General features: G+C 74.3%; 18 protein-coding genes. 6 read left to right on the top strand and 12 right to left on the bottom strand.

Annotated elements, in window-relative coordinates:
- Window positions 1–31 precede the first annotated feature (31 nt).
- On the bottom strand, window positions 32–592 hold the full coding sequence (locus AB0881_RS00490) for a TetR/AcrR family transcriptional regulator (protein WP_366613040.1): 561 nt from the start codon (window positions 590–592) through the stop codon (window positions 32–34).
- Between the two features lie 107 nt (window positions 593–699).
- Between AB0881_RS00490 and AB0881_RS00495 the strand changes: the two genes are divergently transcribed.
- The 4 genes from AB0881_RS00495 to AB0881_RS00510 all read left to right on the top strand — a co-directional run bounded on the left by AB0881_RS00495 (window position 700) and on the right by AB0881_RS00510 (window position 4,449).
- Window positions 700–1,107 carry a DUF3291 domain-containing protein gene (locus tag AB0881_RS00495; RefSeq protein ID WP_366613042.1) on the top strand — a complete coding sequence of 136 codons (408 nt, stop codon included), beginning with the start codon at window positions 700–702 and terminating at the stop codon, window positions 1,105–1,107.
- Window positions 1,108–1,183: 76 nt separating this feature from the next.
- Window positions 1,184–1,726, top strand: coding sequence for a TetR/AcrR family transcriptional regulator (locus AB0881_RS00500; protein WP_366613044.1), 543 nt, complete (start codon window positions 1,184–1,186; stop codon window positions 1,724–1,726).
- Window positions 1,727–1,741: 15 nt separating this feature from the next.
- Window positions 1,742–3,925: an MMPL family transporter gene (locus tag AB0881_RS00505; RefSeq protein WP_366613046.1), complete on the top strand. Its 2,184-nt coding sequence runs from the start codon at window positions 1,742–1,744 to the stop codon at window positions 3,923–3,925.
- 23 nt (window positions 3,926–3,948) lie between these two features.
- On the top strand, window positions 3,949–4,449 hold the full coding sequence (locus AB0881_RS00510; protein WP_366613048.1) for a nitroreductase family deazaflavin-dependent oxidoreductase: 501 nt from the start codon (window positions 3,949–3,951) through the stop codon (window positions 4,447–4,449).
- Here the strand turns inward: AB0881_RS00510 and AB0881_RS00515 are convergent.
- From AB0881_RS00515 to AB0881_RS00540, 6 genes are all read right to left on the bottom strand, one after another.
- Window positions 4,435–5,478: an aminoglycoside phosphotransferase family protein gene (locus tag AB0881_RS00515; protein ID WP_366613050.1), complete on the bottom strand. Its 1,044-nt coding sequence runs from the start codon at window positions 5,476–5,478 to the stop codon at window positions 4,435–4,437. The two genes, AB0881_RS00510 and AB0881_RS00515, sit on opposite strands and share 15 nt — an antisense overlap.
- The gene (locus tag AB0881_RS00520; RefSeq protein ID WP_366613052.1) at window positions 5,478–6,557 is read right to left on the bottom strand and encodes a TIGR03857 family LLM class F420-dependent oxidoreductase; all 1,080 of its coding nucleotides are present in this window, start codon (window positions 6,555–6,557) and stop codon (window positions 5,478–5,480) included. The genes AB0881_RS00515 and AB0881_RS00520 overlap by 1 nt, the downstream gene beginning before the upstream one ends.
- 102 nt (window positions 6,558–6,659) lie before the next feature.
- Window positions 6,660–8,219, bottom strand: coding sequence for a M28 family metallopeptidase (locus tag AB0881_RS00525; protein ID WP_366613054.1), 1,560 nt, complete (start codon window positions 8,217–8,219; stop codon window positions 6,660–6,662).
- A 166-nt stretch (window positions 8,220–8,385) separates the two neighbouring features.
- Complete coding sequence (locus tag AB0881_RS00530; RefSeq protein WP_366613056.1) at window positions 8,386–9,000, bottom strand: TetR/AcrR family transcriptional regulator; 615 nt, start codon at window positions 8,998–9,000, stop codon at window positions 8,386–8,388.
- 6 nt (window positions 9,001–9,006) lie between these two features.
- Window positions 9,007–10,197, bottom strand: a complete 1,191-nt coding sequence (locus tag AB0881_RS00535) for a winged helix DNA-binding domain-containing protein (protein ID WP_366613058.1) — start codon at window positions 10,195–10,197, stop codon at window positions 9,007–9,009.
- Window positions 10,198–10,226: 29 nt separating this feature from the next.
- Window positions 10,227–10,466 (bottom strand): hypothetical protein, encoded by a 240-nt coding sequence (locus AB0881_RS00540; RefSeq protein WP_366613060.1) that lies wholly within the window; start codon window positions 10,464–10,466, stop codon window positions 10,227–10,229.
- 88 nt (window positions 10,467–10,554) lie between these two features.
- Between AB0881_RS00540 and AB0881_RS00545 the strand changes: the two genes are divergently transcribed.
- Window positions 10,555–10,752 (top strand): hypothetical protein, encoded by a 198-nt coding sequence (locus AB0881_RS00545; RefSeq protein WP_366613062.1) that lies wholly within the window; start codon window positions 10,555–10,557, stop codon window positions 10,750–10,752.
- 3 nt (window positions 10,753–10,755) lie between these two features.
- Here the strand turns inward: AB0881_RS00545 and AB0881_RS00550 are convergent, their stop codons facing one another.
- On the bottom strand, window positions 10,756–12,006 hold the full coding sequence (locus AB0881_RS00550; protein ID WP_366613064.1) for a cation:proton antiporter: 1,251 nt from the start codon (window positions 12,004–12,006) through the stop codon (window positions 10,756–10,758).
- An 89-nt stretch (window positions 12,007–12,095) separates the two neighbouring features.
- Here AB0881_RS00550 and AB0881_RS00555 point away from each other — a divergent pair, with 89 nt between their 5' ends.
- Window positions 12,096–16,916, top strand: coding sequence for a DUF4132 domain-containing protein (locus AB0881_RS00555; protein ID WP_366613066.1), 4,821 nt, complete (start codon window positions 12,096–12,098; stop codon window positions 16,914–16,916).
- On the opposite strand, the gene AB0881_RS00560 is transcribed toward AB0881_RS00555, so the two are convergent.
- Genes AB0881_RS00560 through AB0881_RS00575 form a run of 4 tightly spaced genes read right to left on the bottom strand, consistent with a single transcriptional unit; the run spans window position 16,906 to window position 22,396 of the window.
- Window positions 16,906–17,907: an ABC transporter ATP-binding protein gene (locus AB0881_RS00560; RefSeq protein WP_366613068.1), complete on the bottom strand. Its 1,002-nt coding sequence runs from the start codon at window positions 17,905–17,907 to the stop codon at window positions 16,906–16,908. The two genes, AB0881_RS00555 and AB0881_RS00560, sit on opposite strands and share 11 nt — an antisense overlap.
- The gene (locus AB0881_RS00565) at window positions 17,897–19,828 is read right to left on the bottom strand and encodes a dipeptide/oligopeptide/nickel ABC transporter permease/ATP-binding protein (RefSeq protein ID WP_366613070.1); all 1,932 of its coding nucleotides are present in this window, start codon (window positions 19,826–19,828) and stop codon (window positions 17,897–17,899) included. The genes AB0881_RS00560 and AB0881_RS00565 overlap by 11 nt, the downstream gene beginning before the upstream one ends.
- Complete coding sequence (locus tag AB0881_RS00570; protein ID WP_366613072.1) at window positions 19,818–20,765, bottom strand: ABC transporter permease; 948 nt, start codon at window positions 20,763–20,765, stop codon at window positions 19,818–19,820. Before AB0881_RS00570 ends, AB0881_RS00565 begins: the two co-directional genes overlap by 11 nt.
- The gene (locus tag AB0881_RS00575; protein ID WP_366613074.1) at window positions 20,765–22,396 is read right to left on the bottom strand and encodes an ABC transporter substrate-binding protein; all 1,632 of its coding nucleotides are present in this window, start codon (window positions 22,394–22,396) and stop codon (window positions 20,765–20,767) included. The genes AB0881_RS00570 and AB0881_RS00575 overlap by 1 nt, the downstream gene beginning before the upstream one ends.
- Window positions 22,397–22,480: the final 84 nt, after the last annotated feature.

The following is a 22,480-nucleotide window of genomic DNA, read 5'->3' on the forward strand; positions in this document are numbered from 1 at the left end:
GAACGATGGCGGGGACGTCCCCGGCCGGCGGCTAGCGCTCGTACATCACCCGGAGCATCTCCCGGGCCGCCGGTACGGGTGACGTCCCCACGTCGTCGTCGCGCAGCGCGCCGCTGAGCCACAGCTCGGCGAAGCCGTGCACGATCGACCAGGCGGCGATCTCCATCATCGGGGCCCGCCCGGGGTCGCCGACGACCGTCCGCGCGCCGCGCGCGAGGATGGCGCTCGCCGCCGCTCGCCCGGCCGCGACCTCCGGGTCGTCGGCGCGGTACAGCGCGGGCCGGAACATCACCTCGAAGTAGCCCCGGTGCTCGGTGGCGAACCGCACGTACGCCGTGCCGACCTCCAGGAAGTCGTCCCCGGCCGCCGCCAGCGCGTCGGCGAACAGCGCGTAGCCCTCGGCCGCGACGGCCGTGAGCAGCCCGGCCTTGTCGCCGAAGTGGTGCGCCGGCGCGGCGTGCGACACCCCCGCGCGCCGCGCCAGCTCGCGCAGGCTCCAGGTGGCCGCCCCGGAGTCCGCGATCGCCTCCACCGCCGCGTCGATGATCGCCCGCCGCAGGTTGCCGTGATGGTAGCCGTTGATCTCCCTCACCTCCGGCCGAATCTTACCATTGACAAGTTCGCTGCGGCGGAGGCAGACTTGTCAGTGGAAAGTAGTCACTGTCAAGTTCCTTGAGATCCTCTGCGGAAGGACCCGCCATGCCGACCCTGCCCTGGGCCCAGCTCGGAACCCCCGACCCCGGCACCGAGCCGGTGGTCATGGCGTCCCGCTTCGAAGTGCGGTCGCTGCGCCACGTCCCCGGCTTCATGGTCGACTCGATGCGCCTGCTCCTCCAGGCCCGCCGCGCTCCCGGCGCGCTCGGTGTCAGCTTGAAGGCGCGGCCGCTGCGCCGCACGTTCTGGACGCTGTCCGCCTGGACCGACCGGAAGGCCCTCTACGCCTACGCCGGCACCGGACCGCACAAGCCCGCGATGGAGCGCCGGCGGAAGGTGATGCGCGACTCCGTCTTCGTCTTCTGGACGGTCCCGCCCGGCGACCTGCCGATCACCTGGGAGGAGGCCGAGCGGCGCCTCAACGAACGGCGGAGCCCCTCCGCTCCCTCGTGAGGGTGTGTGAAAGGCCATAGGGGGGAGTCTGACCGATCGGCCAGCTTTGACCGTTCGGTCAGTTAGCGTGGACGGCATGGCGCGTGACAGGCGGGGGCAGATCCTGGACGTCGCGGCGGGGCTCTTCGTCGTGACGGGGTTCAAGGGCACCTCGCTCCAGGACATCGCGAACGGGGTGGGGTGCTCCAAGGCCTCGCTCCTGTACCACTTCAGCGGCAAGGACGCGATCCTCACCGAGCTGCTGGGTCCGGTGACGGCCGAACTGGCCGAGCTGGACGCGCGGCTGGCCGGACTGGACGGCGAGGAGGCCGTCCGGATCGCCGTCGAAGGGTACGTCGATCTCGTCCTGCGGTTCCGCCGCGAGGTCAAGATCCTGCTCGACGACCTGGAGCAGATGTTCCGGCACCCGGCCCTCGGCGACGTCCACCAGATGGTGGACCGGCTGGTCGACGCGCTCGCGGGTGGCCGGTCGGCCGATCCGGCCGCGCGGATCGCCGCGGCGATGGTGCTCGGCGGCGTGGCCGTCGCCGGGGCCCGGGCCGGTGAGACGGCCGACCTCACCGACGAAGAGCTGCGCGCCGCCCTCGTCCGCGGCGCGCTGCGGACCCTCGACCACTGAAGGATCTTCATCCCCATGGCCACACTGCTCTACCGGCTAGGCCGCGCCTCGTTCCGCCACCGGCGGCTGGTGCTCGTCCTGTGGATCGTCCTGCTGGCGGCCCTGGGCGGGGCGGCCGCGGCGTTCAAGGGCTCGATGTCCAGCGACTTCAGCATCCCCGGCACCGAGGCCCAGCGCGCCATGGACGCGCTGGGCAAGCAGTTCCCGCAGGCGTCCGGAGCGACCGGGACGATCGTCGTCGCCGTCCCCAAGGGCGAGACGCTCGCCGCGCCCGACAACAAGGCGGCGGTCCAGGGGCTCACCAAGGAGGCGTCCGCGCTGCCGGGCGTGGTCGGCGCCGTCGACCCGTTCCAGGCGGGCGCGGTCTCCCAGGACGGTCGGCACGCCCTGATCCAGGTGCAGTTCGAGAAGGCCGCCGCCGACCTCACCGACGCCCAGCGGACCGCGTACGAGGACTCCGGCAGGACCGCCGAGGCCGCCGGGCTCCAGGTGGAGCACGGCGGCGAGGTCGCGCAGGCCGAACCGCACGTCGGCGGCACCTCCGAGGCGATCGGCATCGCGGTGGCCGCGGTGGTGCTGATCGTCACCTTCGGCTCCCTGGTCGCCGCCGGGATGACGCTGCTGAACGCGCTGGTCGGCGTCGGCGTCGGGATGGCCGGGCTGTACGCGCTGACCGGCGTGGTCGACATGAACAGCACCGCGCCGATCCTGGCGCTGATGCTGGGCCTGGCGGTCGGCATCGACTACTCGCTGTTCCTGACGTCCCGCTACCGGCAGAACCTCGCCGAGGGGCTCGAACCGCGCGAGGCCGCCGGGCGGGCCGTGGGCACCGCGGGCTCGGCCGTGGTCTTCGCCGGCGCCACCGTGGTGATCGCGCTGGCCGGCCTGTCGGTCGTCGGGATCCCGTTCCTGAGCGTGATGGGCCTGGCCGCGTCCGCGACGGTCGCCGTCGCGGTGCTGGTCGCGATCACGCTCCAGCCCGCGCTGCTCGGCTTCGCCGGGACCCGGCTGACCCCCGGCCGCAAGGGCCGCAAGGGCGAAGGCAGGCACGAGAGCGGGGCGAAGCGGAAGAAGACGCCGTTCGGCTTCCGCTGGGCGTACGTCGTGACCCGGCACCGGGTGCCGTTCATCCTGGCCGGCGTGCTGGCGCTGGGCGGGCTGGCCTACCCGGTCACCCAGATGCACCTCGCCCTGCCCGACGCGGGCTCGTCCGCCGAGGGCTCGCCAGGCCGCGAGGCGTACGACCTGATCAGCGAGGGCTTCGGGCCCGGCTTCAACGGCCGGCTCGCCGCCGTCGTCACCGGCGACTCCAAGGAGGCCACCGGGCAGGCCGCGCAGCGGGCCGCCACCGAGATCAAGGGCATCGACGGGGTCGTGGCGGTCACGCCGCCGCAGGTCAGCCCGTCCGGCACGGCCGCGCTGCTGAGCGTCGTCCCCGAGAGCGGGCCGTCCGACCCGGCCACCGAACGGCTGATCCACGACATCCGGGACCGGACCGCGGACATCGGCGGCGTCGAGCTGACCGGGCAGACCGCGCTCGGCGTGGACGTGTCCGAGAAGCTCGCCGACGCGCTCCCGGTGTACCTGCTGCTGGTCGTCGGGCTGTCGGTGCTGCTGCTGATGCTGGTCTTCCGGTCGATCCTGGTGCCGGTCAAGGCCGCGCTCGGGTTCCTGCTCACGGTCGGCGCCACGTTCGGGATCACCGTCCTGGTCTTCCAGGAGGGGCACCTGGCCGGGCTGCTCGGCGTGGACAACCCCGGGCCGCTGATCAGCTTCCTGCCGATCCTGCTGATCGGCATCCTGTTCGGCCTGGCCATGGACTACGAGGTCTTCCTCGTCTCCCGGATGCGGGAGGACTTCACCCACGGCGACACCGCCCGGCAGGCGACGATCTCCGGCATGGGGCACGGCGCCCGGGTGGTCACCGCCGCCGCGCTGATCATGATCGCGGTGTTCGGCGGGTTCGTCCTGATGGACGACGCGATCATCAAGTCGATCGGGTTCGCGCTCGCCGTGGGTGTCGCGATCGACGCCTTCGTGGTACGGATGACGATCGTCCCGGCCGTGATGTCGCTGCTGGACAGGCGCGCCTGGTGGCTGCCCCGCTGGCTGGGCCGCGTCCTGCCCAACATCGACATCGAGGGCGAGAAGCTGCGCGAGAAGCTCGACGAGGAACCGAAGGTCCCCGCCCGCGTCTAGGGCGCGTCCAGGAAAGGCAGGCCATGCCGCAGACCGCACGCCCCAAGGGAATGGACTCACCGCTCGTTCCGAAGATCCTCAAGTTCGCCTCCCGGGCGAACGTGGAGGTCTACCGGATCACCGCCGGCCGTGTCGGCGGCAAGTGGCGGATCGGCAGCGCCTTCCCGAAGGGCGTGCCGGTCTGCCTGCTCACCACCACCGGCCGCAAGACCGGTCGGCGGCGGACGCAGCCGCTGCTGTTCCTGCCGGACGGCGACCGGGTCGTCCTGATCGCCTCGCAGGGCGGGCTGCCGAAGCACCCGATGTGGTACCTCAACCTGCTCGCGCAGCCGAACGTGGTGATCCGGGTGCGCGGCGACCTGCGCCGCATGCGGGCCCGCACCGCCGACCCCGCCGAGCGGGCCGCGCTGTGGCCGCGGTTCGCCGCGATGTACGCCGACATCGACCGCTACCAGTCGTGGGCGGGCCGCGAGATCCCGCTGGTGATCTGCGAGCCGGCGGGGCCGGGGTCAGAGCAGGCTTAGCGCCTCCAGGTCCCGTACGGCCGCGCACGACCGGGCCGCCATGGCGAGGAACATGCGGTCGCCGCGCTCGGTCGGCGTCCCGTACACGCAGCCGAGCACGGTGATCAGCGGTCCCTGGAGGGTGCCGTAGCGGTAGTCGTCGAAGCACTCGTCCAGGCCGTACCCGGTGACGCCGTACGAGGCGAGCGCGCCGTGGTAGGTCGCGACGAGCGCGCGCTCGTGCGCCGCGCGCTCGGCGGGGTCCATCCCGGTGCCCAGGAAGAACGCCAGGTCGCGGGCCGGGTGGCCGAGGCTGAGCGTCTGCCAGTCCACGGCCGTCACGCCGGTTCCGGGCTCCGGCGGGAAGAGCAGGTTGTCCAGGCGGTAGTCGCCGTGGACGAGCCCGAACCGCTCGGCCCGGCCCAGCACCCAGGGCCCGATGGCCTCCGCGACCTCGCGCAGCGTGCGGACGTCGCGGCCGTCCAGGTCGGCCGCGAACCGCTCGGCGAAGGTGTCGACGGCCGGGCCGAAGATCTCGGCGAGGGAGTCGGTGTCCTCTTGGCCGACCGCGTTCAGCCATGGCAGGTCGAGCAGCGTCGGATCGCACCAGCGCGGGCCGTGCAGCCCGGCGAGGTTGGTGACGGCGTCGGCGGCGCGGGCGGGCGTGCAGCCCGCGAGCTGGTCGCCCTGCTCCGCCGGATGGAGGTCGTCCAGCAGCAGCACGAAGCCGGTGTGGTCGTCGGTCGCGGCGCCGTAGTGGCAGCGCGGCGTCCGGACGGCCACGGTCGCCGCGACGTCCCGGTAGAAGGACACCTCGGCCCGGTACGCCGGTGCGAGGAAGGCGCGGGCGCCGGTGTCCTCGGCCGCCAGCTTGGCGACGAGCGTGCGCGGCACGCCCGCGCCGCCGTCCAGCCGGAGCCGGTAGCACGCGCCGATCTGCCCGGACCCGACCTTCTCGTACGCGACCGCCGTGACCGGCGCGCCGAGCGCCTCGCTCAGCCATTCCGGGGTGAGCCCCGTGGGCCCGTCGACCACGCCCGCCGCCGCCATCAGAAGCGCCCGGGGTTGAGGCTCGCGGGCTCCTTCGCCAGGCGGGCGGGCCTGATCTCGCGGTACGCGGCGACGACCGGCGCGACCTCGTCCGGCGTCACGCCGTGCAGGATCACGCCGTCGGCGCCGCCGTCGAACTGGCCGAGGACGGTCCGCGCGCACGCCTCGGGGGAGCCGGTCGCGGCGGCGGCGAGCCACTCGTCCGGCAGCAGCCCCGCCACGTGCTCCAGCTGGTCCGGCGTGGCGAGCACGTCGAACGCGCCGGGGAACCCGGCGACCAGGTCGTCGGCGCGGAAGGCGGCCAGGACCGCCGGGTCCCAGCCGTTGACCCGGACCATCAGGTCGCCGTACCCCTGGAGGTAGGTGGCCAGCCGGCCGACGAGCTTGCGGAGGCGGGCCTCCTCGTCGAGATGGTCGCCGACGGTGGCCAGCACCGACCAGACGCGGACCCCGGCCGGGTCGCGGCCGGCCTTCTCCGCGCCGCGGCGGACGGCGGCCACCGAGCGGGCCAGCGTCTCGTCGGTGAAGAAGGTGTGCAGGACGACGCCGTCGGCGATCCCGCCGGCGAACTCCAGCGTCCGCTCGCCCATCGCGGTCAGCATGATCGGGATGTCCTCGTCGAACGCGGCGTCCTGGCTGAGGTACGGGAAGTCGCCCGCCGGGCCGTGGTGGTCCACGACCGGCTCGCCGTGCCAGAGCCGGCGCATGATCCCGATGAAGTCCGCCAGCTGCGCCGACGTGACCCGGGGGACGCCCATGACGCCGAAGAGCATGTCGAAGCCGCGGCCCAGGCCGAGCGCGAACCGGCCGCCGGTGAGCCGGTGCATCGTGGTGGCGAACGTCGCGGTCAGCAGCGGGTGCCGGGTGTTGTGGTTGGTGGCGGCGGTGGCGATCCCGATCCGCTCGCTCACGGCCCCGGCGGCACCGGAGAGGGTGGCGGCCTCCTTGGTGGTGAAGCGTTCGGAGAGGAACACCGCGCCGAGGCCGAGCCGCTCGCCGGCGCGGACCTGGTCGAGGAGGTCGCGGGGGGTGCCGGAATGGCCGGCGAGTCCGTAGAAGCCGAGCTCCGGAAGATCCATGGGACCAGGATTCTCAACGCCGGCGCCCGCCCGCAAGGGCTGCGGGCGGGCGATTTGGACAAGTGTCCGATCGGCTGTCTGCTCGGTTGTCTACTTCGTTGTCTACTTCGTGACGCCCCCGTGGCCGTGGTCGTGGCCGGCGGTGGCGGCCCGCTTGGCGCCGGCGGTCCGGGTGGCGGGGCCGGGCAGGTCGCGGCTGTAGGCGTAGGTCAGCGTGGAGTGCGCGATCGCGCCCATGTTCGCCGTCAGCGCCCGCCTGTCGATGTTCGACAGGTCGTCGCACGCCTGGTGGTAGCAGGGGTCGTACGCCTGGCCCGCGGTCCCGCCGAACAGCTCGGCCTCGCGCTCGGTCTTGATGCCCTCGGCACCGGTGAACAGGCCGCCGGCCGGGATGCCGACCGCGATGAACGGGCCGTAGTCGGAGCGGCCGGTGAAGTCGGTGCCGACGTGGCCGAGGCGGAGCGTGTCGAAGTACTTCTCGAAGGTCTTCTCGATCTCGTCCGATCCGGGCGGCCCGGCCGGGGCGCCGGTGGCGTCGGAGTCGTCACCGTCGTAGATGCCGAACATGTAGTTCGGCGAGGCGACCATGTCGTAGTTCAGATAGAGCGCGATCTTGTCCCGCTCGGCCTGCGGCAGGTTCGCCACGTAGTGCTCGGCGCCCAGCAGGCCCAGCTCCTCGGCGCCCCACCAGGCGAAGCGCAGCCTGTTCTTGGGCGGCAGCTTGCCCATCTGGACGGCGACCTCCAGCAGCGCGGCGCTGCCCGAGCCGTTGTCGTTGATGCCGGGCCCGGCGAGCACGCTGTCGAGGTGGGCGCCGCTCATGACCGTCTTGCCCGGGTCGCCCTTCCTGGACTCGGCGAGGACGTTCCAGGTGGGCCGGATCTCGCTGGCGGTGTCGGTGCGCAGCCGCACGGTCGTCCCCGCCGGGGAGGCCAGGTCCTCGCCGGTCGCGAAGCTCGCGCCGACGACCGGGATCGTCACGCCGGGCTGGTTGAGCGTGCCGACGAAGGCGTCGGTACGGCCCGGCTGGCCCTCGTTGAAGATGATCGCGCCGGCCGCGCCGGCCGCCATGGCGTTGCGGGCCTTGACCTCGAAGTCGCAGCTTCCGCGCTGCATCAGCGCGATGCTGCCGGCGGTGAAGCCGGCGAAGTCGGCGGTCTCGCATCCGCTGCTGGAGCTGGGCTCGGGGGACGGCGGGAGGGTGAGGTCCACGCCCTGCACGGCCGCGGTGACGTCGCCCGAACCGGAGTACGTCATGGTGGCGAAGTCGCCGAGCGCGCTGCCGTCCGGCGGGGTGGGGGCGTACACCTTCGGGTCCGGCGCCGTCTGGTTCAGCACGGCGTTCGACCTCTCCTGGAAGAACGGGAAGTCGAACTGCTGGATGGAGACGTTGTAGCCCGCCGCCTTGAGCTTGTTCGCGACGTAGTCGCGGGACGCGGCGTAGCCCGGGGTCCCCGAGGCGCGCGTCCCGCCGTTGGCGTCGGCGATCTTCTGGAACGCCTCCAGATGGCGCACGGCGTTCGGCGCCTTGATCGAGTCGAGCACCCGCTGCTGCCGTCCGGCGTCCGGGTCCGCGCCGGCGGGCGAGGCGAGTGCGAGGGGTAGGGCGAGCACCGTGGCCGTGGTGACGGCACGGAACGCGCCCCGGCGAGTCGATGGCATGGTCGGCTCCTCCGAAGGAGATCGCGAATGAACCCCCGAAAACCGCAGATATCGGAAGTTAGCCATCGGATCCGGCGAAAGATAGCCCGGCAACGAGGCCGATACCGGCCCGTGTCCGGCCGTGCCCGGACTGGTCCTCGAAGCCTGTCCCGTTCCGGCTCGGGCACTAGTCCAGGTAGGCCGTGATGGCGTCGATCAGGCCCTCGCGCGCGTCGTCCAGGTCGGTGAACGTGGTCAGCCTGGACTGGTCGTACAGCCCGCGGACCGCGCCCGGCACGAACCGCCGCGCCCGCCGCAGCCGCTCGGGCGCGACGTCGATGCCCTCGAAGAGCGACTCCCACAGCCGCGTCCACGTCGCGTCCCCCAGCCGCAGCGCCGCGGCCGTCTCGGGGAAGAGCCGTTCCAGCGTCTCGCGGTCGCGCGGCAGGGCGAGGCGGAGGTTCTGGACGGCCTGCGCCACCGGCGAGTCATACGTCCGCAGCAGCGTGTCGACGATCGCGGCGACCCGCTCCCGGGGCGCCGCCCGCCCCGGCAGGGCGCGCTCGAAGAGCGGCTCGGCCTGCCCGAGGCAGTACCGGAGCACGGCGGCCCACACGCCGTCGACGTCCCCGAACTGGTGCTGGATGGTGCCCCAGGTGAGGCCCGCGTCGTGGGCGATCCGGTTGGCGCTGGCCGCGTCGGGCCCGCCCGTGGCCAGCCGGTCGACGGCCGCCGCGAGGAAGCGCCGCCGGGTCTCCAGGCCCCGCCGGTTCAGCCGGGTCCCTTGCGCGCTGTACTCCACGGGGGCTCACCCCTTCAGTTCCTCTTCCAGCCAGGTCATGCCGCGGGTACGGGGGTTGAGCCGGACGCCGCCGAGCAGCTCCGCGCGCCGCTCCGCCGCGGCCTCGACGGCGGCCGCGGCCTCGGACCCGGCGTCCTCCAGGAACCGGCACACGATCGCGCCGTCCCGGTCCTGCGCCCAGCCGCCCACGATCCGGCCGTTCCACCACACCGTCGGGCCGACGTTGCCCATCCGGTCGAACAGCTTCGGCCCGTGCTCGCCGAGGAACCACTCCCGGGCCTGCCAGCCCATCGGCGTCGAGTCCAGCGCCGGCAGCAGCGCCGCCCACGGCTCGGGCTCCGGCACCGGCTCCAGATCGTCCGCCAGCACCAGGCCGTCCGCGCCGCCGTCCAGGACGACCTCGGCCGTGTCCAGCGCGGCCAGCGCCTTCGCGGTCCGCGTCTTCGTCCAGCCGGTCCACCAGCGCAGGTCGTCGGCGGTGGCCGGGCCGTACGCGCGCAGCCAGCGCCGGGCCAGCTCCACCTCGGCGGCCCCGGTCTCCCAGTCCGCCAGGCCGTCCGGGCACCACAGCTCCAGCGGTGACCAGCGGTACTGGTGCGAGGTCCACGAGCCGCGCGGCCTGCCCCGGACGGCGCGGCCCTGGGCGGCGAGCAGCAGCAGGACCCGGCTGGCGACGTTCTGCCGCCCCTCGTACTTCTTGCCCTTGCTCAGCACGATCTGCGTGCCGAGCAGCGGATCGTCGGACGCCAGCTCGGCCGCCGTCGCCTCGCCCCGCGCGGCGAGCGCCTTCTCGCCCGCCGCCTCCGCGTCCTCCAGCCAGCCCTCCGGGTCGGCGCCGCCGACGCCCGCCTCGGCCAGCATCCCGATCAGCTTGCGCCGCTCCCGCTCGGCCACCGCCCGCGAGCAGGCGGCCTGCACGACCGGCGCGACGTCCAGCGCGGTCACGAACACGGTACGGCGCATGGCCAGCAGCCGGATCAGCGTCCGGTCGTCGTAGAGGGCGCGCTCCACCGTGCCGAGGTCGCCGCCCGCCATCCGGGCCAGCGTGCCGAGGTACACCGACGACGGGTCGGTGCTGTGCACGGCCACCAGCGACCGCGCCACCTCGGGTGGATCGGCGGCCGCCGCCCCCGGCGCCAGCCGGTGCCGTACCCCTAGCCGTGCCCGTCGTTCCGTGCTGGAGATAGCCCGCCGCATCATGCCTCCCGGCGGACAGGTTAACGCCGTCAGCCGGTGCTCCGGGGCGGTCTCCCGGGGCGGCCCTTCCAGCCGTGGTCGCCGGTGTCGTCGGTCCGCTCGGCCTCGCGGACGCCCTCCTCGTCCGGCGGCAGCGAGTCCGGGTGGCCGGAGCGCACGCCCGGCACGCCCGTACCGCTGACGGGCACGCCGCCGGACGACTCGGTGCTACCTGCGCCCTCGGTGCCCCCTGCGCCCTCGGCGTCTTCCTCCGTATGGCGATGGTTCATGGCCTGCCCGTACCCGGTGGCCCGATCCCCATTCGCGCCCCCGCGATATGCGTGTTAGCCCTGGTCATCGGCGGGTAGCCGTACCGGCATGAGTACTCCAGAGGAGAACGCCGCCAAGACCGACAAGACCGATCCGGTCGTGATGCGGCCGGGCGGCGACCCGGACCGGGACGCCGACCAGGAGCCGCGCCGCGACCCGGACACCCGCCCGGCGGTCGGGGCCGAGCTGCAGGACGCGATGGAGCGCGCCGACGTCGACCGCGACGACCTCACCGGCGAGCGCTGACCGTCACCGCCCGGGGGCCGGGAGCCGGCGGTGCCGCCGCAGCCGGTCGAGCCGGCCCAGCACCGGCGTGGACGTCAGGCCGTGCAGGCAGACCGAGCCGAGCACGGTGAACGCGACGACCGCCCACAGCGCCTCGGGCGGCACGCCGAAGTCGGCCTGGCCGAGCGCGAAGGCGACGTAGAACAGCGAGCCGACGCCGCGCACGCCGAAGAACGCGATCACCCGCCGCTCCCGGGGCCCGGCCGGGCCCCCGTACAGCGCCGCCCACCCGGCCAGCGGCCGGATCACCAGCAGCAGGAGCAGCCCGACGGCCGCCCCCTGCCAGGTCAGCGCGGACAGCCCCCCGGACGCGACGAACCCGCCGAGCAGGAGCAGCAGCCACACGGTGAGCAGCCGCTCCACCTGCTCGATGAAGCCGTGCAGGACGCCGTGGTAGCCGTGGGAGCGTTCCGCCGCGCGGATCGCGCAGCCCGTGGTGAACACCGCGACGAAGCCGTACCCGTGCAGCACCTCGGCGATCCCGTACGCCAGCAGCGTCGCGGCCAGCGCCACGAAACCCTCGTTGCGCTCGGCCAGCCGCACCGGCCGCTCGGAGCCGAAGAACAGCCGGCCCAGCAGCCACCCGACCACCAGGCCCACCGCGACCCCGGCCGCGATCGAGTACCCGAAGTCCACCGCGACGAGCTTGCCGACCCCGCCCGCGCCCGCGGCGACGATCGCCGTCCAGACCAGCGGGAACGCCAGCCCGTCGTTCAGCCCCGCCTCCGAGGTGAGCGCGAACCGGACCTCGTCGTCGTCGTGCTCGGGATCGTCGGTCGGCTCGCCGACCCGCACGTCCGACGCCAGCACCGGATCGGTGGGCGCCAGCGCCGCGCCCAGCAGCAGCGCCGCCGCGAGCGGCCAGGCCAGCAGCGCGTACGCGGCACCGGCCACCAGCAGCGTCGTCACCGGCAGCACGATCACCAGCAGCCGCGCGGTGGTCGCCCAGGCGCGCGGCCCGAACGGGCGGTTCAGCGCCAGCCCGGCGCCCATCAGCGAGACGATCAGCGTCAGCTCGGTGAGGTGCTCCAGCGCCGCCCGCCGGCCGACCGGGTCCGGCACCGGCAGGTCCAGCGGCAGCGCGTACAGCAGCAGCCCGGCGGCCACGAAGAGGACCGGCAGCGACACCGGCAGCCGGTCGATCAGGCCGGGGAGCGCCGCCGCGAGCAGCGCCGCGGCGCCCGCGACGACGAAGACGAGATCGATGTCCCCCACGCCTGACCGACTGCCCCGAGCGTGCCGCCCGAATCATCCGTCCCAGGGGATTCGCCGGATGTCGGAGGCATGATCGACAATGCGGCGGCATGGGATGGATCGGTATCGCGACCGGGCACGAGGTGACGGTCGAGGGGACGCTGCGGCCGGAGGTGGCCTGCCGGACGGCGGCGGGCCGGGTGCTCGCGAAGGTGCCCGCCAAGGTGCGGAAGGACCCGGACGCGATCCGGCTGGCCGCGCTGTGCGACCGGCTCGGCGAGCGCGCCCGGGACGTGCACGACCGGGTCGAGGCGTGGATGGTGCGGTCGCTGCCCGTCCCGGCCGGCCTGCCGGCGGCGGTCTGGGACGACCCGGTGTGGCGCGAGACGCTCCGTGACCTGATCGTCGCGCCCGTCGTGGACGGCGCGCCGGACCTCACCCGGTGCGCGCCGCTGACCGGGCCCGGCTGGGCGGAGGCCGAGGCGTTCGCGATCCCGCACCCGGTGCTGCTCGGGGACGCGCTCGACGGCTGGCGGCGGCGCGGCCTGGACCAGGCCGTCGAGCAGGTGCACCGGGAGATCTGGACGCGTCCCGCCGGCATGGACCGGACGGTCGCGCTCGTGGACGCCTTCGGGTACCTGGACGCCCGGTTCGAGAGCGGCGCCGCGTTCGAACGCCACGTCCACGAGCTGGGCGGGCGGATCAGGGGCCGCGCGGCGCGGTTCACCGTCCGCGCGCCCGAACCGCTCTCGATCGAGATCGACCTCGACTACCACGGCCCGATGAGCCCGGTCTACATGTCCTACCTGGCGTTCGCCGCCGGCGGCCGGGAGATCGGCGACATCGCGTGGTCGGAGGGCGTGCGGATCCTGATGGGCCTGTACGGGGCCCGTACCGTGGACGAGGACGGGCCGGTGCTCGACGCGGCCGAGGTGTACTCGTACTACTGCGACGGCCATCGCGGTGAGCCCGGCACGGCCGCGCCGCCCGCAGACCTCCGGCTCCCGCCGCGCGGGGCGCTGCTGCGCGCCGGAGCCGTGCTGCCCGGCCCGCCCGCGCCGGGCGGCGGCGAGGACGCCTGCGTCGCCGTCCGCTACGAGCACGCCGTCCTGGACGCCCCGGTCGTCAACCTCGTCCGGCGCGCGGCCGTCGAGGGCGACAAGGCCGAGATGTCCCTGTACGACCTGGACCCGGTGGCGGAGACCGATGCCGGGACGGTGGAGGCGGACCTGCTCGGCTTCCTCCCCGCGGCACTGCACCGGCACCCGGCCCACCGCGCCCGCGCCCTCGCCGCCCAGACCGAGCTGCGCGCCGCCCGCGACCTGGCCGCCCGCAAGCCCGGCCTCGCGCGCACGGCCCTGACCGGCGCCGGCGACGCCCTGGAGGCCGGCGCCCCCGAACTCCTCCCGCCGTTCTACGACGAGTGCGCGCGCATCCTGGCCGCCGCCGGCAGCAGCCGCTTCGCCTGCGCCTTCTTCGAGAAGGCCCGCGCCGCCGAGCGGGCGCACGCGCTGCCGGTGGACGAGGCCGAGCTGGTGGCGGTGCATCTCGCCGCCGGGTCCGACGCGGTCGGGCCGCCCACCCTCAAGGCGCACGCCGGCCGGCTGGCCGCCCGCCATGCCCCCGCCGGCGCGTACCGCTGGTTCCTGCGGCTGCTCACGGAATGGTGCGAGGCGGGCGAGGACCACGCGCTGGTCCTGGCGGCCGGGTGGCCGGCGGCGGCGAAGGCCGCGGGGCACACGCCCGGCGGGCCGGACGACGAGCGGGCCGTACGGGCGCTGCTGTCGCACGGCTGCATGGAGTCGGCGCCGCAGGCCCTCTGGACGTTCGTCCTGCCGCTGCTCCGGGGGATGGCGGCGGCGGATCCGGAGATCGGCCGGGCCGTGCTCGGCGTGCTGCCGCTGCCCGCGAAGGACACCCCCAAGGCCAAGGGCGCGGCGGTGTCGCTGCTCCTGACCAATCTCGCCGGGACCGGCCTGCACGCTCCGTTCACCGGGGTCACGGGTGCGCGGGCGCAGGAGTGGCTGGGCCGTTTCCTGAGGCTGTACGCCGGGCTCACCCTCCCCGTCGCCGGTCTCGACGACCTCCTGCGCGGCGCCGGGGCGGCCCTGCGTGCCGACGGGCTCACCTGCGACGACCATGCTGCGCTACTGGACGACGACGACCACAAGGTCTACGACTTCCAGGAGACGGACACCGACTTCGCCCTGCTCGACCTCCTCGTCGGCTGCGGCGTCCCGGTCGAGCGGCCGCGGCTGCTGCACACGTTCAAGCTCCACGACTGGCTCGCCGGTGGCGGCGGCTCCGACCTGTCCGCCCTGGCGGCGGACCCGGACTGGGGCCCGGTCCTGCGCGACGCGGTGATCGGCGACATCACCGCCCCGCTGCACGTCAGCCTGCCCGCCCACCCGAAGGTGACCGCACCCGAGACCGTACGGGCCCTGACCGGCACGCCCGGCACGGCGGGCATCGTCGCGGACATCCTCGCCGCGCACGCGGGGCGCGTCCCCGAGCAGGGGCTCCCGGACGTGCACGCGGCGCTGTGCGACGTGGAGCGGTTCACGGCCGGCGGCGTGCCCGCGTCCATGCTGGAGAGCGTCCGTGCGATCGTGACCGGAGCCGACCCGGTCCGGGCGCTCGCGGCCGCGCTCAGCGGCGGCCTCCTGGACGAGCTGGAGCTGCCGGCCCTCTCCGCCGGGCACGTGCGCAGCATGAGCGACTACATGGAGGAGAGCGGGCGGGACCTGCTGCTGATCGAGGCCGGGCGGCTCTGGGACCACCGCTACCGCGCCGCCGTGGTCACGCCCGAGGGCGTGGGGCCGGCCCAGTGCTTCGGCACGTACGACTTCTACGACGACTCCGCCAACGTCCGGACGGAGGCGCGCGACCTCTACGACCGCTGCCTGATCGTCACCGGCGGCCGGGTGACCGTCGTGGACCACGGCGGCCCGCACTGCCCGCACGATCCCGCCGGCGGCGTGCACCCGGCCGCCCGCCGTACCGAGCCCGCCGACGGCGAGCGGGTGACGTTCCCCGGCGGAGCCGCGGCCACGGTGTGGCGCGGCGCGGGCCGCACCATCGAGCTGCGGGACGCGGCCGGCCGGACGATCGGCCGCTACGTCCGCGGGTGGGGCCGCGCGCCCGAGCACTCCGGCGCGAACGTCATCGGCTGGGTGAAGCGCCACCGCTACGCGGTCGGCACCGCCCTCGTCCCGCCGCCGGGCTGGTGGGCCGCGATGGAGCCGCGCGACCCCGGCGGCTCGCGCGCCCTGCGCGCCGTCGGGGACGGGACCGCGCGCCGCCTGATCGACGTCGCGGACACGGCGCTGATCGCCGAGCTCCTGCGCGTCATGGATCCGGACACCGGCTTCCGGGAGCAGGACGCTTGTTTCGATGAGCTGTCCGGACGGCTCCGCCCGCTGCTGCCCGAGATCACCGACGAGGCGCTCTGGCAGGGCGTCACCTCCCTCGTGTGGACGGCGATCGAATGCCGCGAGCGCGCGTCCGCCCTCCTGGAACGGCTGGACCTCGGCTCCTCGCCGTACTTGCGGCCGGCCCCCGCCGCCGCGGCCCCGGCCGTACCGCGCGACGAGCCCGGGGAGGAGCCGGACCCCGGGCCCGATTCACCGTACGAGCGGATCGTCCACTTCGCGCGCGCGGGCGCCCGGCGAACCTTCGACAGGTCCGTCGCGCGCTTCGACGCGGCCGCCGTCCGCGGGATCGAGAACAGGCTGGGCCGGCTGGGCGCGGCGGTCCTGCACGCGGCCTGGTCGGGCGGCGGCCGGGCCGAGCTCGCGGCGCTGGCGGAGGTCCCCGACCTCGTCCGGACCGACGGCACCTGGCATGTCGCCCGCCTGCGTCCCGCGCAGGAGACCGGCGACCTGCGCTCCGGCCACGGCCCCATCGCCATCGCGGTGGTCGGCGAGCAGGAGCCGGTGGACTACTACTACGCCAACACGGCGCTCCTCTACACCCCCGGCGGCCCCGATCCCCTCCTGTTCCTGCGCAACCGGGTCGTGGAGGTGCGGACGTGCCGCGGCTGGGGCGATCCCGACCGGCTCCGGCGGGCGGTCGGGCTGCTCGCCCGGAACGGCTCGCCCGCCCTCGACCGCGAGGCCACGGCGGCCGCGTTCGCGAAGGCGACCGGCCTGACCGCCGCCCAGTGCCTGCTCCTGCTGTCCACGTCCGCACGGGACCTCTCCTGGCCGGACGGCTGGGCGCGGGGCCGCGCCGCCGCCCTCACCCGCGGCGACGCCGAGCGGGCCCGCGCCCTCAACCTGACGGAGGCCGACCTGCGAGCGGCCGCGCTCACCCTGGAGGCGATGGCCACCGCGGAAGAGGCCGTCGAGGTGGTCGAGCGGCTGATGCCCGCCGACCCGGCCGACCTGTGGCGCACCGGCCCCGACCTGGACGGCGCGGTCGCCTACTGGACCGGACGGCGCCCGCCGCTCGCCCCGCTGACCGGCGAGCAGTGGGTCACCCTCGCCGCCGGCGCCGAGGACGCCCTGCCGGCCGTGATCGCCCTCCTCGGCGAGCGCCCGTCCGTACCGCCGCCCGGCCACGTCGCGGAGGCCGCCAAGCTGCTCGGCGACCGCCTCCCCGCGGACCACCCGGCCCGCACGACCGTCGCGGCCCGCCTCCGCGACCTCCGGGAAGCCTTCGCCGACCCGGCCACCGAGGTGCCGATCGCCACCGGGATCACCTCGGTCGACGCCCTCGAACGGCTGGCCGGCGCGACCGCGTCCCACCTCCCGGACGGCAGGCTCGCCATCGGTGACGCCCTCACCGCCGAACCGGCGGGCGACGGCTACCGCGTCCACCTCCGCCCGGCCCGTTTCACGGATCTCGACGCCCTGGCCCCCGCCCTCCGCCGCGGCGGCGCGGCGAACGCCGCACTGGTGGCGTCCGACCTGCGCTTCCTCACTCGGTGACGGGGTGGTGGCAGGCGATCCAGTGACCGGCCGCCAGCGGGCGCATCAGGGGCTCCTCCGTCGCGCAGCGGGCGTCGGCGCGGGGGCAGCGGGTCCGGAAGCGGCACCCGGACGGCGGGTTCAACGGGGACGGCGGCTCGCCGCCGATCGGGTCCTCCTCGGCCTCCGGGAGGGCCCGGCCCCGGGGCACCGACGACAGCAGCGCGCGCGTGTACGGGTGGGCCGGGCGCTCGACGAGGCCGGCGCTCGGCGCCAGCTCGCACGTCTTGCCCAGGTACATGACGAGGACGCGGTCGCTGATGTTCTTGATGACGGCGAGGTCGTGGGCGATGAACACCAGCGTCAGCCCGTACCGCGCCTTGAGGTCCTCCAGCAGATTGAGGATCTGCGCCTGGACGGACACGTCGAGCGCGGAGACCGGCTCGTCGCAGATGACGACCTCGGGTTCGAGGGCCAGCGCGCGGGCGATGCTGATGCGCTGGCACTGGCCGCCGGAGAACTCGTGCGGGCGGCGGCCGGCGGCGGTGGCGGGGTCGAGCCCGACCGCCTCCAGGGCCTCGTCGACGCGGCCCGTGTCGCCGTTCAGCGTGCCCCACACGCGCGGGCCCTCGGCGACGATGTCGCGGACGCGGCGGCGCGGATTCAGCGCCGAGATCGGATCCTGGAAGATCATCTGGAGTCGCCGCCGGGTGCGCCGCAGGGCCTCGCCGCGCAGCGCCGTCAGCTCCTGCCCGTTCAGCCGGACCGAGCCGGCGGCGGGCGGCGGCAGCTGCATGATCGCGCGGGCGGCCGACGACTTGCCGCAGCCGGACTCGCCGACGATGCCGAGCGTCTCGCCCTTCGCCACGTCGAAGCTCACGCCCGAGACGGCCTGCACCGTACGGCGCCGTCCGGCCGGGAACGTGACCGTGAGGTCCTCCACGCGCAGCACGGTGTCCGCCGCGCCGTCGGTGCCGTCCGTGCGCAGATGCGCGGTTCCGCTACCCGCCATGCGGGACGCTCCCTTCCAGGTCGGCCGGCTCGGTCGGGGTACCGGCCGGGTACCAGCAGGCGTACGAGCGCCCGTCCGCCTCGGTGAGCGGCGGCTCCTCGGTCGTGCAGCGCTCCCTGGCGAACGGGCAGCGCGGGTGGAACCGGCAGCCGGCCGGCGGGTCCGCGAGGTCCGGCGGGCGGCCGTCGATGACCTCCAGCCGGGTGTGGCTCGGCGCCGCGAGATCGGGCGCGGCGCGCAGCAGCGCCTCGGTGTAGCGCATCCGGGGCGCGGTGAACAGCACGTCCGCCGGGCCGCGCTCCACGACCCGGCCCGCGTACATGACGATCACCTCGTCGGCGTGCTCGGCGACCACGGCCAGGTCATGGCTGACCAGGACCATCGCCATGTCCCGCCCGTCGCGCTCGCGGTGCAGCAGCCGCAGGATCTGCTTCTGGACGGTGACGTCCAGCGCCGTCGTGGGCTCGTCGGCGAACAGCACCTCGGGGTCGCACGACAGCGCCATCGCGATCGTGACCCGCTGCCGCATCCCGCCCGACAGCTGGTGCGGGTAGCCGCGCAGGACGCGGCGCGGCTCGGGGATGCCGACCGACGCGAGCAGCTCCTCGGCCTTGGCGTACGCCTCGGAGCGGCTCATGCCGCGGTGCACCCGCAGCGGCTCGGTGACCTGCGTGCCCACCGTGCGGACGGGGTTGAGCGCGGTCATCGGGTCCTGGAAGACGGCGGCCAGCCGGGTCCCGAGGACCTCCCGCATGCCCTCGGGACCCAGGTCGGTGAGGTCGCGCCCGTCCAGGCGGACGCGGCCGGAGCGCTCGACGCCGCCGGGCGGCAGCAGCCCGAGGACGGAGCGGATGAGCATCGACTTGCCGCTGCCGGACTCGCCGACGATCGCGAGCGTGCGGCCGCGTTCGAGGGTGAACGAGACGCCGTCCACGGCCCGGACGAGCCCGCGCTCGGTGACGAACGCGGTGCGGAGCCCGGCCGCTTCGAGCAGCGGCGCCGGCCCCTCGCGGGGCGCGACCGGGACGGCGTCCTCCAGCACGGGCCGGGCCGCCGGGCGCTTCCGCCGCGCCGGCTCCAGCCCGCTCTGCCGGTAGCCGGCCATCTCCTGCAGCCGGTCCCCGACGAGGTTGAACGCCAGCACGGTCAGGAACATCACCGCCGATGGCGCCAGCACGGTGTGCACGGCCGTGTCCATCGTGCTGCGGCCCTCGTTGATCATGCCGCCCCAGGTGGGCGTGGGCGCCTGCACGGACAGGCCGAGGAACGCCAGGCTGCCCTCGGCCACCACGATCACCGCCATGACCGTGAACGCGTACGACACGGCGGGCATCACCACGTTCGGGCTGATCTCCCGCCACATCACGGTGCCGCCGCGCGCGCCCAGCGCCCGGGCGGCGGTGACGAACTCGCGCTGCGCGTACGACAGCGTCACACCGCGGATCAGCCGCACCCACGCGGGCGCGCCGAGCAGGCCCAGCACCAGCAGGATGTTGCGGACGCCCGAACCGGCGAACGCCACCACCGCCAGCGCCAGCACCAGCGCGGGGAACGCCAGCACGATGTCGTTGGCCGTCATGATCGCCCGGTCGGTGCGGCCGCGCCGGTAGCCGGCCAGCAGCCCGAGCGGCCCGCCGACCAGCAGGCCGAGCAGCGCGGCGCCGATGCCGACGCCCAGCGACACCCGCGCGCCGTGCACGATCCGGCTGAGCATGTCGCGGCCGAGCCCGTCGGTGCCCAGCGGGTGCGCGAGGCTCGGGCCCGTCCGCGGCTCGCCCGCGAGCGTCGCGTCGTAGTGGGGGAGCGGCAGCACGTCGGCGGCCAGCGCGGCGCCGACCACCAGCACGATCCACAGCGCCGCCAGCCGGAACCCCCACCCGAACCGCCGGCGCCTCTTCTGCACGGGATGGTCAGGACGCATGGCGGATCCTCGGGTCGAGGGCACCGTAGAGCAGGTCGATGCCGAAGTTGACCAGGACGTAGCCGACCGCGACCAGCAGCACCCCGCCCTGCACCACCAGGTAGTCGCGGGACAGGATCGCCTCGACCAGGAGCCGGCCCACGCCCGGCAGCCCGAACAGCGTCTCGATGATGACCGCGCCGCCGATCAGCGCGCCGAGGTTGAGCCCGACCACGGTGACCAGCGAGATCGCGGACGGGCGCAGCGCGTGCCGCCACAGGATGCGGCGCGGCGACAGGCCGCGCGCGCGGGCCAGCGTGATGTAGTCCTCCTGGAGCGTCGCGATCAGGTCGGCGCGCAGCAGCCGCGCGTACACCGCCAGCTGCCCGGCGGCCAGCGTCACCGACGGGAGCAGCATCGACCGCAGGTTCTCCAGCGGGTCGGTGCCGAACGGGGTGTAGCCGGTGGCCGGCAGCAGCGGCCACCGCACCGCGAAGATCATGATCAGCACCACTCCGGACACGAACACCGGCGTGGACAGCAGCCCGAAGCTCGCCGTGGTGAGCGTGCGGTCCAGCAGCCCGCCCGCCCGCCGCGCGGCGGCCAGCCCGGCGGGGATCGCCAGCCCCAGCGAGATCACCTGGGAGAGCAGCAGCAGCTCCAGCGTGACCGGCAGCCGGCCGGTGAGCGACTCGGCGACCGGGATGCTGGAGATGTAGGAGGTGCCGAGGTCGCCGGTGACCGCGCCGCCCAGCCAGTCCAGGTAGCGGCTCCAGAACGGGTCGTCCAGGCCGAGGTCGTTCCGCACCTTCGCCAGCGCGGCCTCGTCGCCGCCGTACCCGAGGATCTGCACCGCCGGGTCGCCGGGCAGCAGCGTGATCATCCAGAACGCCAGCACGGTCACCGCCAGCAGCACGAACAGCAGCTGCGCGCCCCTGCGCAGTGCCACCAGGGCCATTACCGCTGGATCCAGATGTGGTCGAAGCGGTGCGTCGGCGTTCCCTGGAGCGGCTTGCCTGTCCCGCCGCCGGGCAGCTCGTACTGCCGCAGCCCCTTCACGGTGCCCTTGGCGATCACCGCGCTGATGGTGAGGTGGTCGACCCAGATGAACGGCAGCAGCTCGCGCAGCCGCTTCTGCACCGTCGCGTACGCGGCCTTGCGCGCGGCCTCGTCGGCGTTGCGGCGGCCCGCGTCGAGCGCCGCGCTGAGCTGGTCGTCCTTGAGCCGGCTCATGTTGATCGCGATCGAGCCGACCGGCTGGACGAACCGCGAGTGCAGCCAGGAGTACTCGCCGTCCGGGTCGGGCTGGGCGAACTGCGTCCAGACGATCGCGCCGTAGTTGCCGGTCAGCGCCCGCTGGATCAGGTCGGCCTGGTCGGCCTGCCGGATGGTGATCTCCATCCCGGCCTTGTTCCACATGTCCTGCACCAGCTCGGCGTTCTGCATCGACGACTGGTCGGGCACGGTCAGCAGCTCGACCTTGATCGGGCCCTTCTCCTTCTCGTACTCGATGACGAGCGCCTTCGCCTGGTTCGGGTCGTGGGCGGGGTAGCCGCCGGGCGCGTACCACTTGGAGTCGGGCGACCAGGGCCCGTCGGCCGGCTTGGTCAGGCCGGACCGCAGCGTCCTGATGAACGCGTCCCGGTCGGTCGCGTGCGCCATCGCCTTGCGGACGCGCAGGTCGTTCAGCGGCGCGGCGGCGGTGTTGAGCATGAACGCCAGCTCCGGCACCGACATCCCGGCCGCCTGGTGGACGCTGTAGGTGCCCTGCTCGGCGAGCTTGGAGAACTTCACGATGTCGTTGTCGCGCTGCGTCGCCATCGCCATCAGGCCGCCCGATTCGAGCGTCTGGGCCCGCGTCTGGAAGTCGGGGAGGATGCGGAACTCGATCTGGTCCAGGTAGGGCAGGCCCTTGCGCCAGTACTTCGGGTTCTTCTTCACGATGAAGCGGTTGTCGGGCGTGTAGCTCTGGAACACGAACGGACCGGTCCCGACCGGCGTCCGGCTCGCCTTCGCCGGGTCGGCCAGCGACGACTTCGGAATGATCATCCCGATCTGGCCGGCGAGCGTGTTGGGGAAGCTGGCCCACGGGCCGTTCAGGTGGATCTGGAGCGTCATGTCGTCCAGAACCTCGATGCCCTGCAAGGGGGCCAGTACGGCGGCGGTGAGCGCCGACGCCTTCTGCGCGTCCAGGTTGGCCTTCACGACCTCCGCGTTCAGCGGCTCCCCGTTCGAGAACGTGATGCCGGGACGGAGCTTGATCGTCCACTGCGCGGCCTTCTCGGCCGGCTTGACCGACTCGGCGAGCAGCGGCCGCCACTGGCCGGTGGAGTCGATGGCGGTGAGCGCCTCGATGACGGTCCCGGCCATCGTGTACGTCTGCGTGGCGAACGAGTCCTTGTTCGGGTTGAAGCCGTTGGCGTCCGCGCCGACCCCGTACACCAGGCGGCCGCCCGGTACGGGGGTGCCTTCCGGGCCCGTCCCGGCGGCCGGCGTGCCGCCGCCCGATCCGGAGCAGGCCGCCGTGGCGAGCAGCGCCGCGCACATCCCGATGGCGGCGGCCCGCCGCCTCGCTGTCGTGTGTCTCACGCGCGCCCCTCTCGGCGGAGTGATCAGCGTCACGATTTTGGGCGATAGTACTATCGGCGAACCGTGATGGGAATGCCTTGACCG

Source organism: Spirillospora sp. NPDC029432 (assembly GCF_040703975.1).
Lineage (GTDB): Bacteria > Actinomycetota > Actinomycetes > Streptosporangiales > Streptosporangiaceae > Spirillospora.

What these genes read in the sequence shown, in the direction of transcription:
- AB0881_RS00565 (WP_366613070.1), bottom strand. Translation starts at nt 19,828, where the DNA reads ATGCGTCCTGACCATCCCGTGCAGAAGAGGCGCCGGCGGTTCGGGTGG.
- AB0881_RS00540 (WP_366613060.1), bottom strand. Translation starts at nt 10,466, where the DNA reads ATGAACCATCGCCATACGGAGGAAGACGCCGAGGGCGCAGGGGGCACC.
- AB0881_RS00525 (WP_366613054.1), bottom strand. Translation starts at nt 8,219, where the DNA reads ATGCCATCGACTCGCCGGGGCGCGTTCCGTGCCGTCACCACGGCCACG.
- AB0881_RS00495 (WP_366613042.1), top strand. Translation starts at nt 700, where the DNA reads ATGCCGACCCTGCCCTGGGCCCAGCTCGGAACCCCCGACCCCGGCACC.
- AB0881_RS00520 (WP_366613052.1), bottom strand. Translation starts at nt 6,557, where the DNA reads ATGGATCTTCCGGAGCTCGGCTTCTACGGACTCGCCGGCCATTCCGGC.
- AB0881_RS00505 (WP_366613046.1), top strand. Translation starts at nt 1,742, where the DNA reads ATGGCCACACTGCTCTACCGGCTAGGCCGCGCCTCGTTCCGCCACCGG.
- AB0881_RS00555 (WP_366613066.1), top strand. Translation starts at nt 12,096, where the DNA reads ATGGGATGGATCGGTATCGCGACCGGGCACGAGGTGACGGTCGAGGGG.
- AB0881_RS00515 (WP_366613050.1), bottom strand. Translation starts at nt 5,478, where the DNA reads ATGGCGGCGGCGGGCGTGGTCGACGGGCCCACGGGGCTCACCCCGGAA.
- AB0881_RS00535 (WP_366613058.1), bottom strand. Translation starts at nt 10,197, where the DNA reads ATGCGGCGGGCTATCTCCAGCACGGAACGACGGGCACGGCTAGGGGTA.
- AB0881_RS00560 (WP_366613068.1), bottom strand. Translation starts at nt 17,907, where the DNA reads ATGGCGGGTAGCGGAACCGCGCATCTGCGCACGGACGGCACCGACGGC.
- AB0881_RS00570 (WP_366613072.1), bottom strand. Translation starts at nt 20,765, where the DNA reads ATGGCCCTGGTGGCACTGCGCAGGGGCGCGCAGCTGCTGTTCGTGCTG.
- AB0881_RS00545 (WP_366613062.1), top strand. Translation starts at nt 10,555, where the DNA reads ATGAGTACTCCAGAGGAGAACGCCGCCAAGACCGACAAGACCGATCCG.
- AB0881_RS00500 (WP_366613044.1), top strand. Translation starts at nt 1,184, where the DNA reads ATGGCGCGTGACAGGCGGGGGCAGATCCTGGACGTCGCGGCGGGGCTC.
- AB0881_RS00510 (WP_366613048.1), top strand. Translation starts at nt 3,949, where the DNA reads ATGCCGCAGACCGCACGCCCCAAGGGAATGGACTCACCGCTCGTTCCG.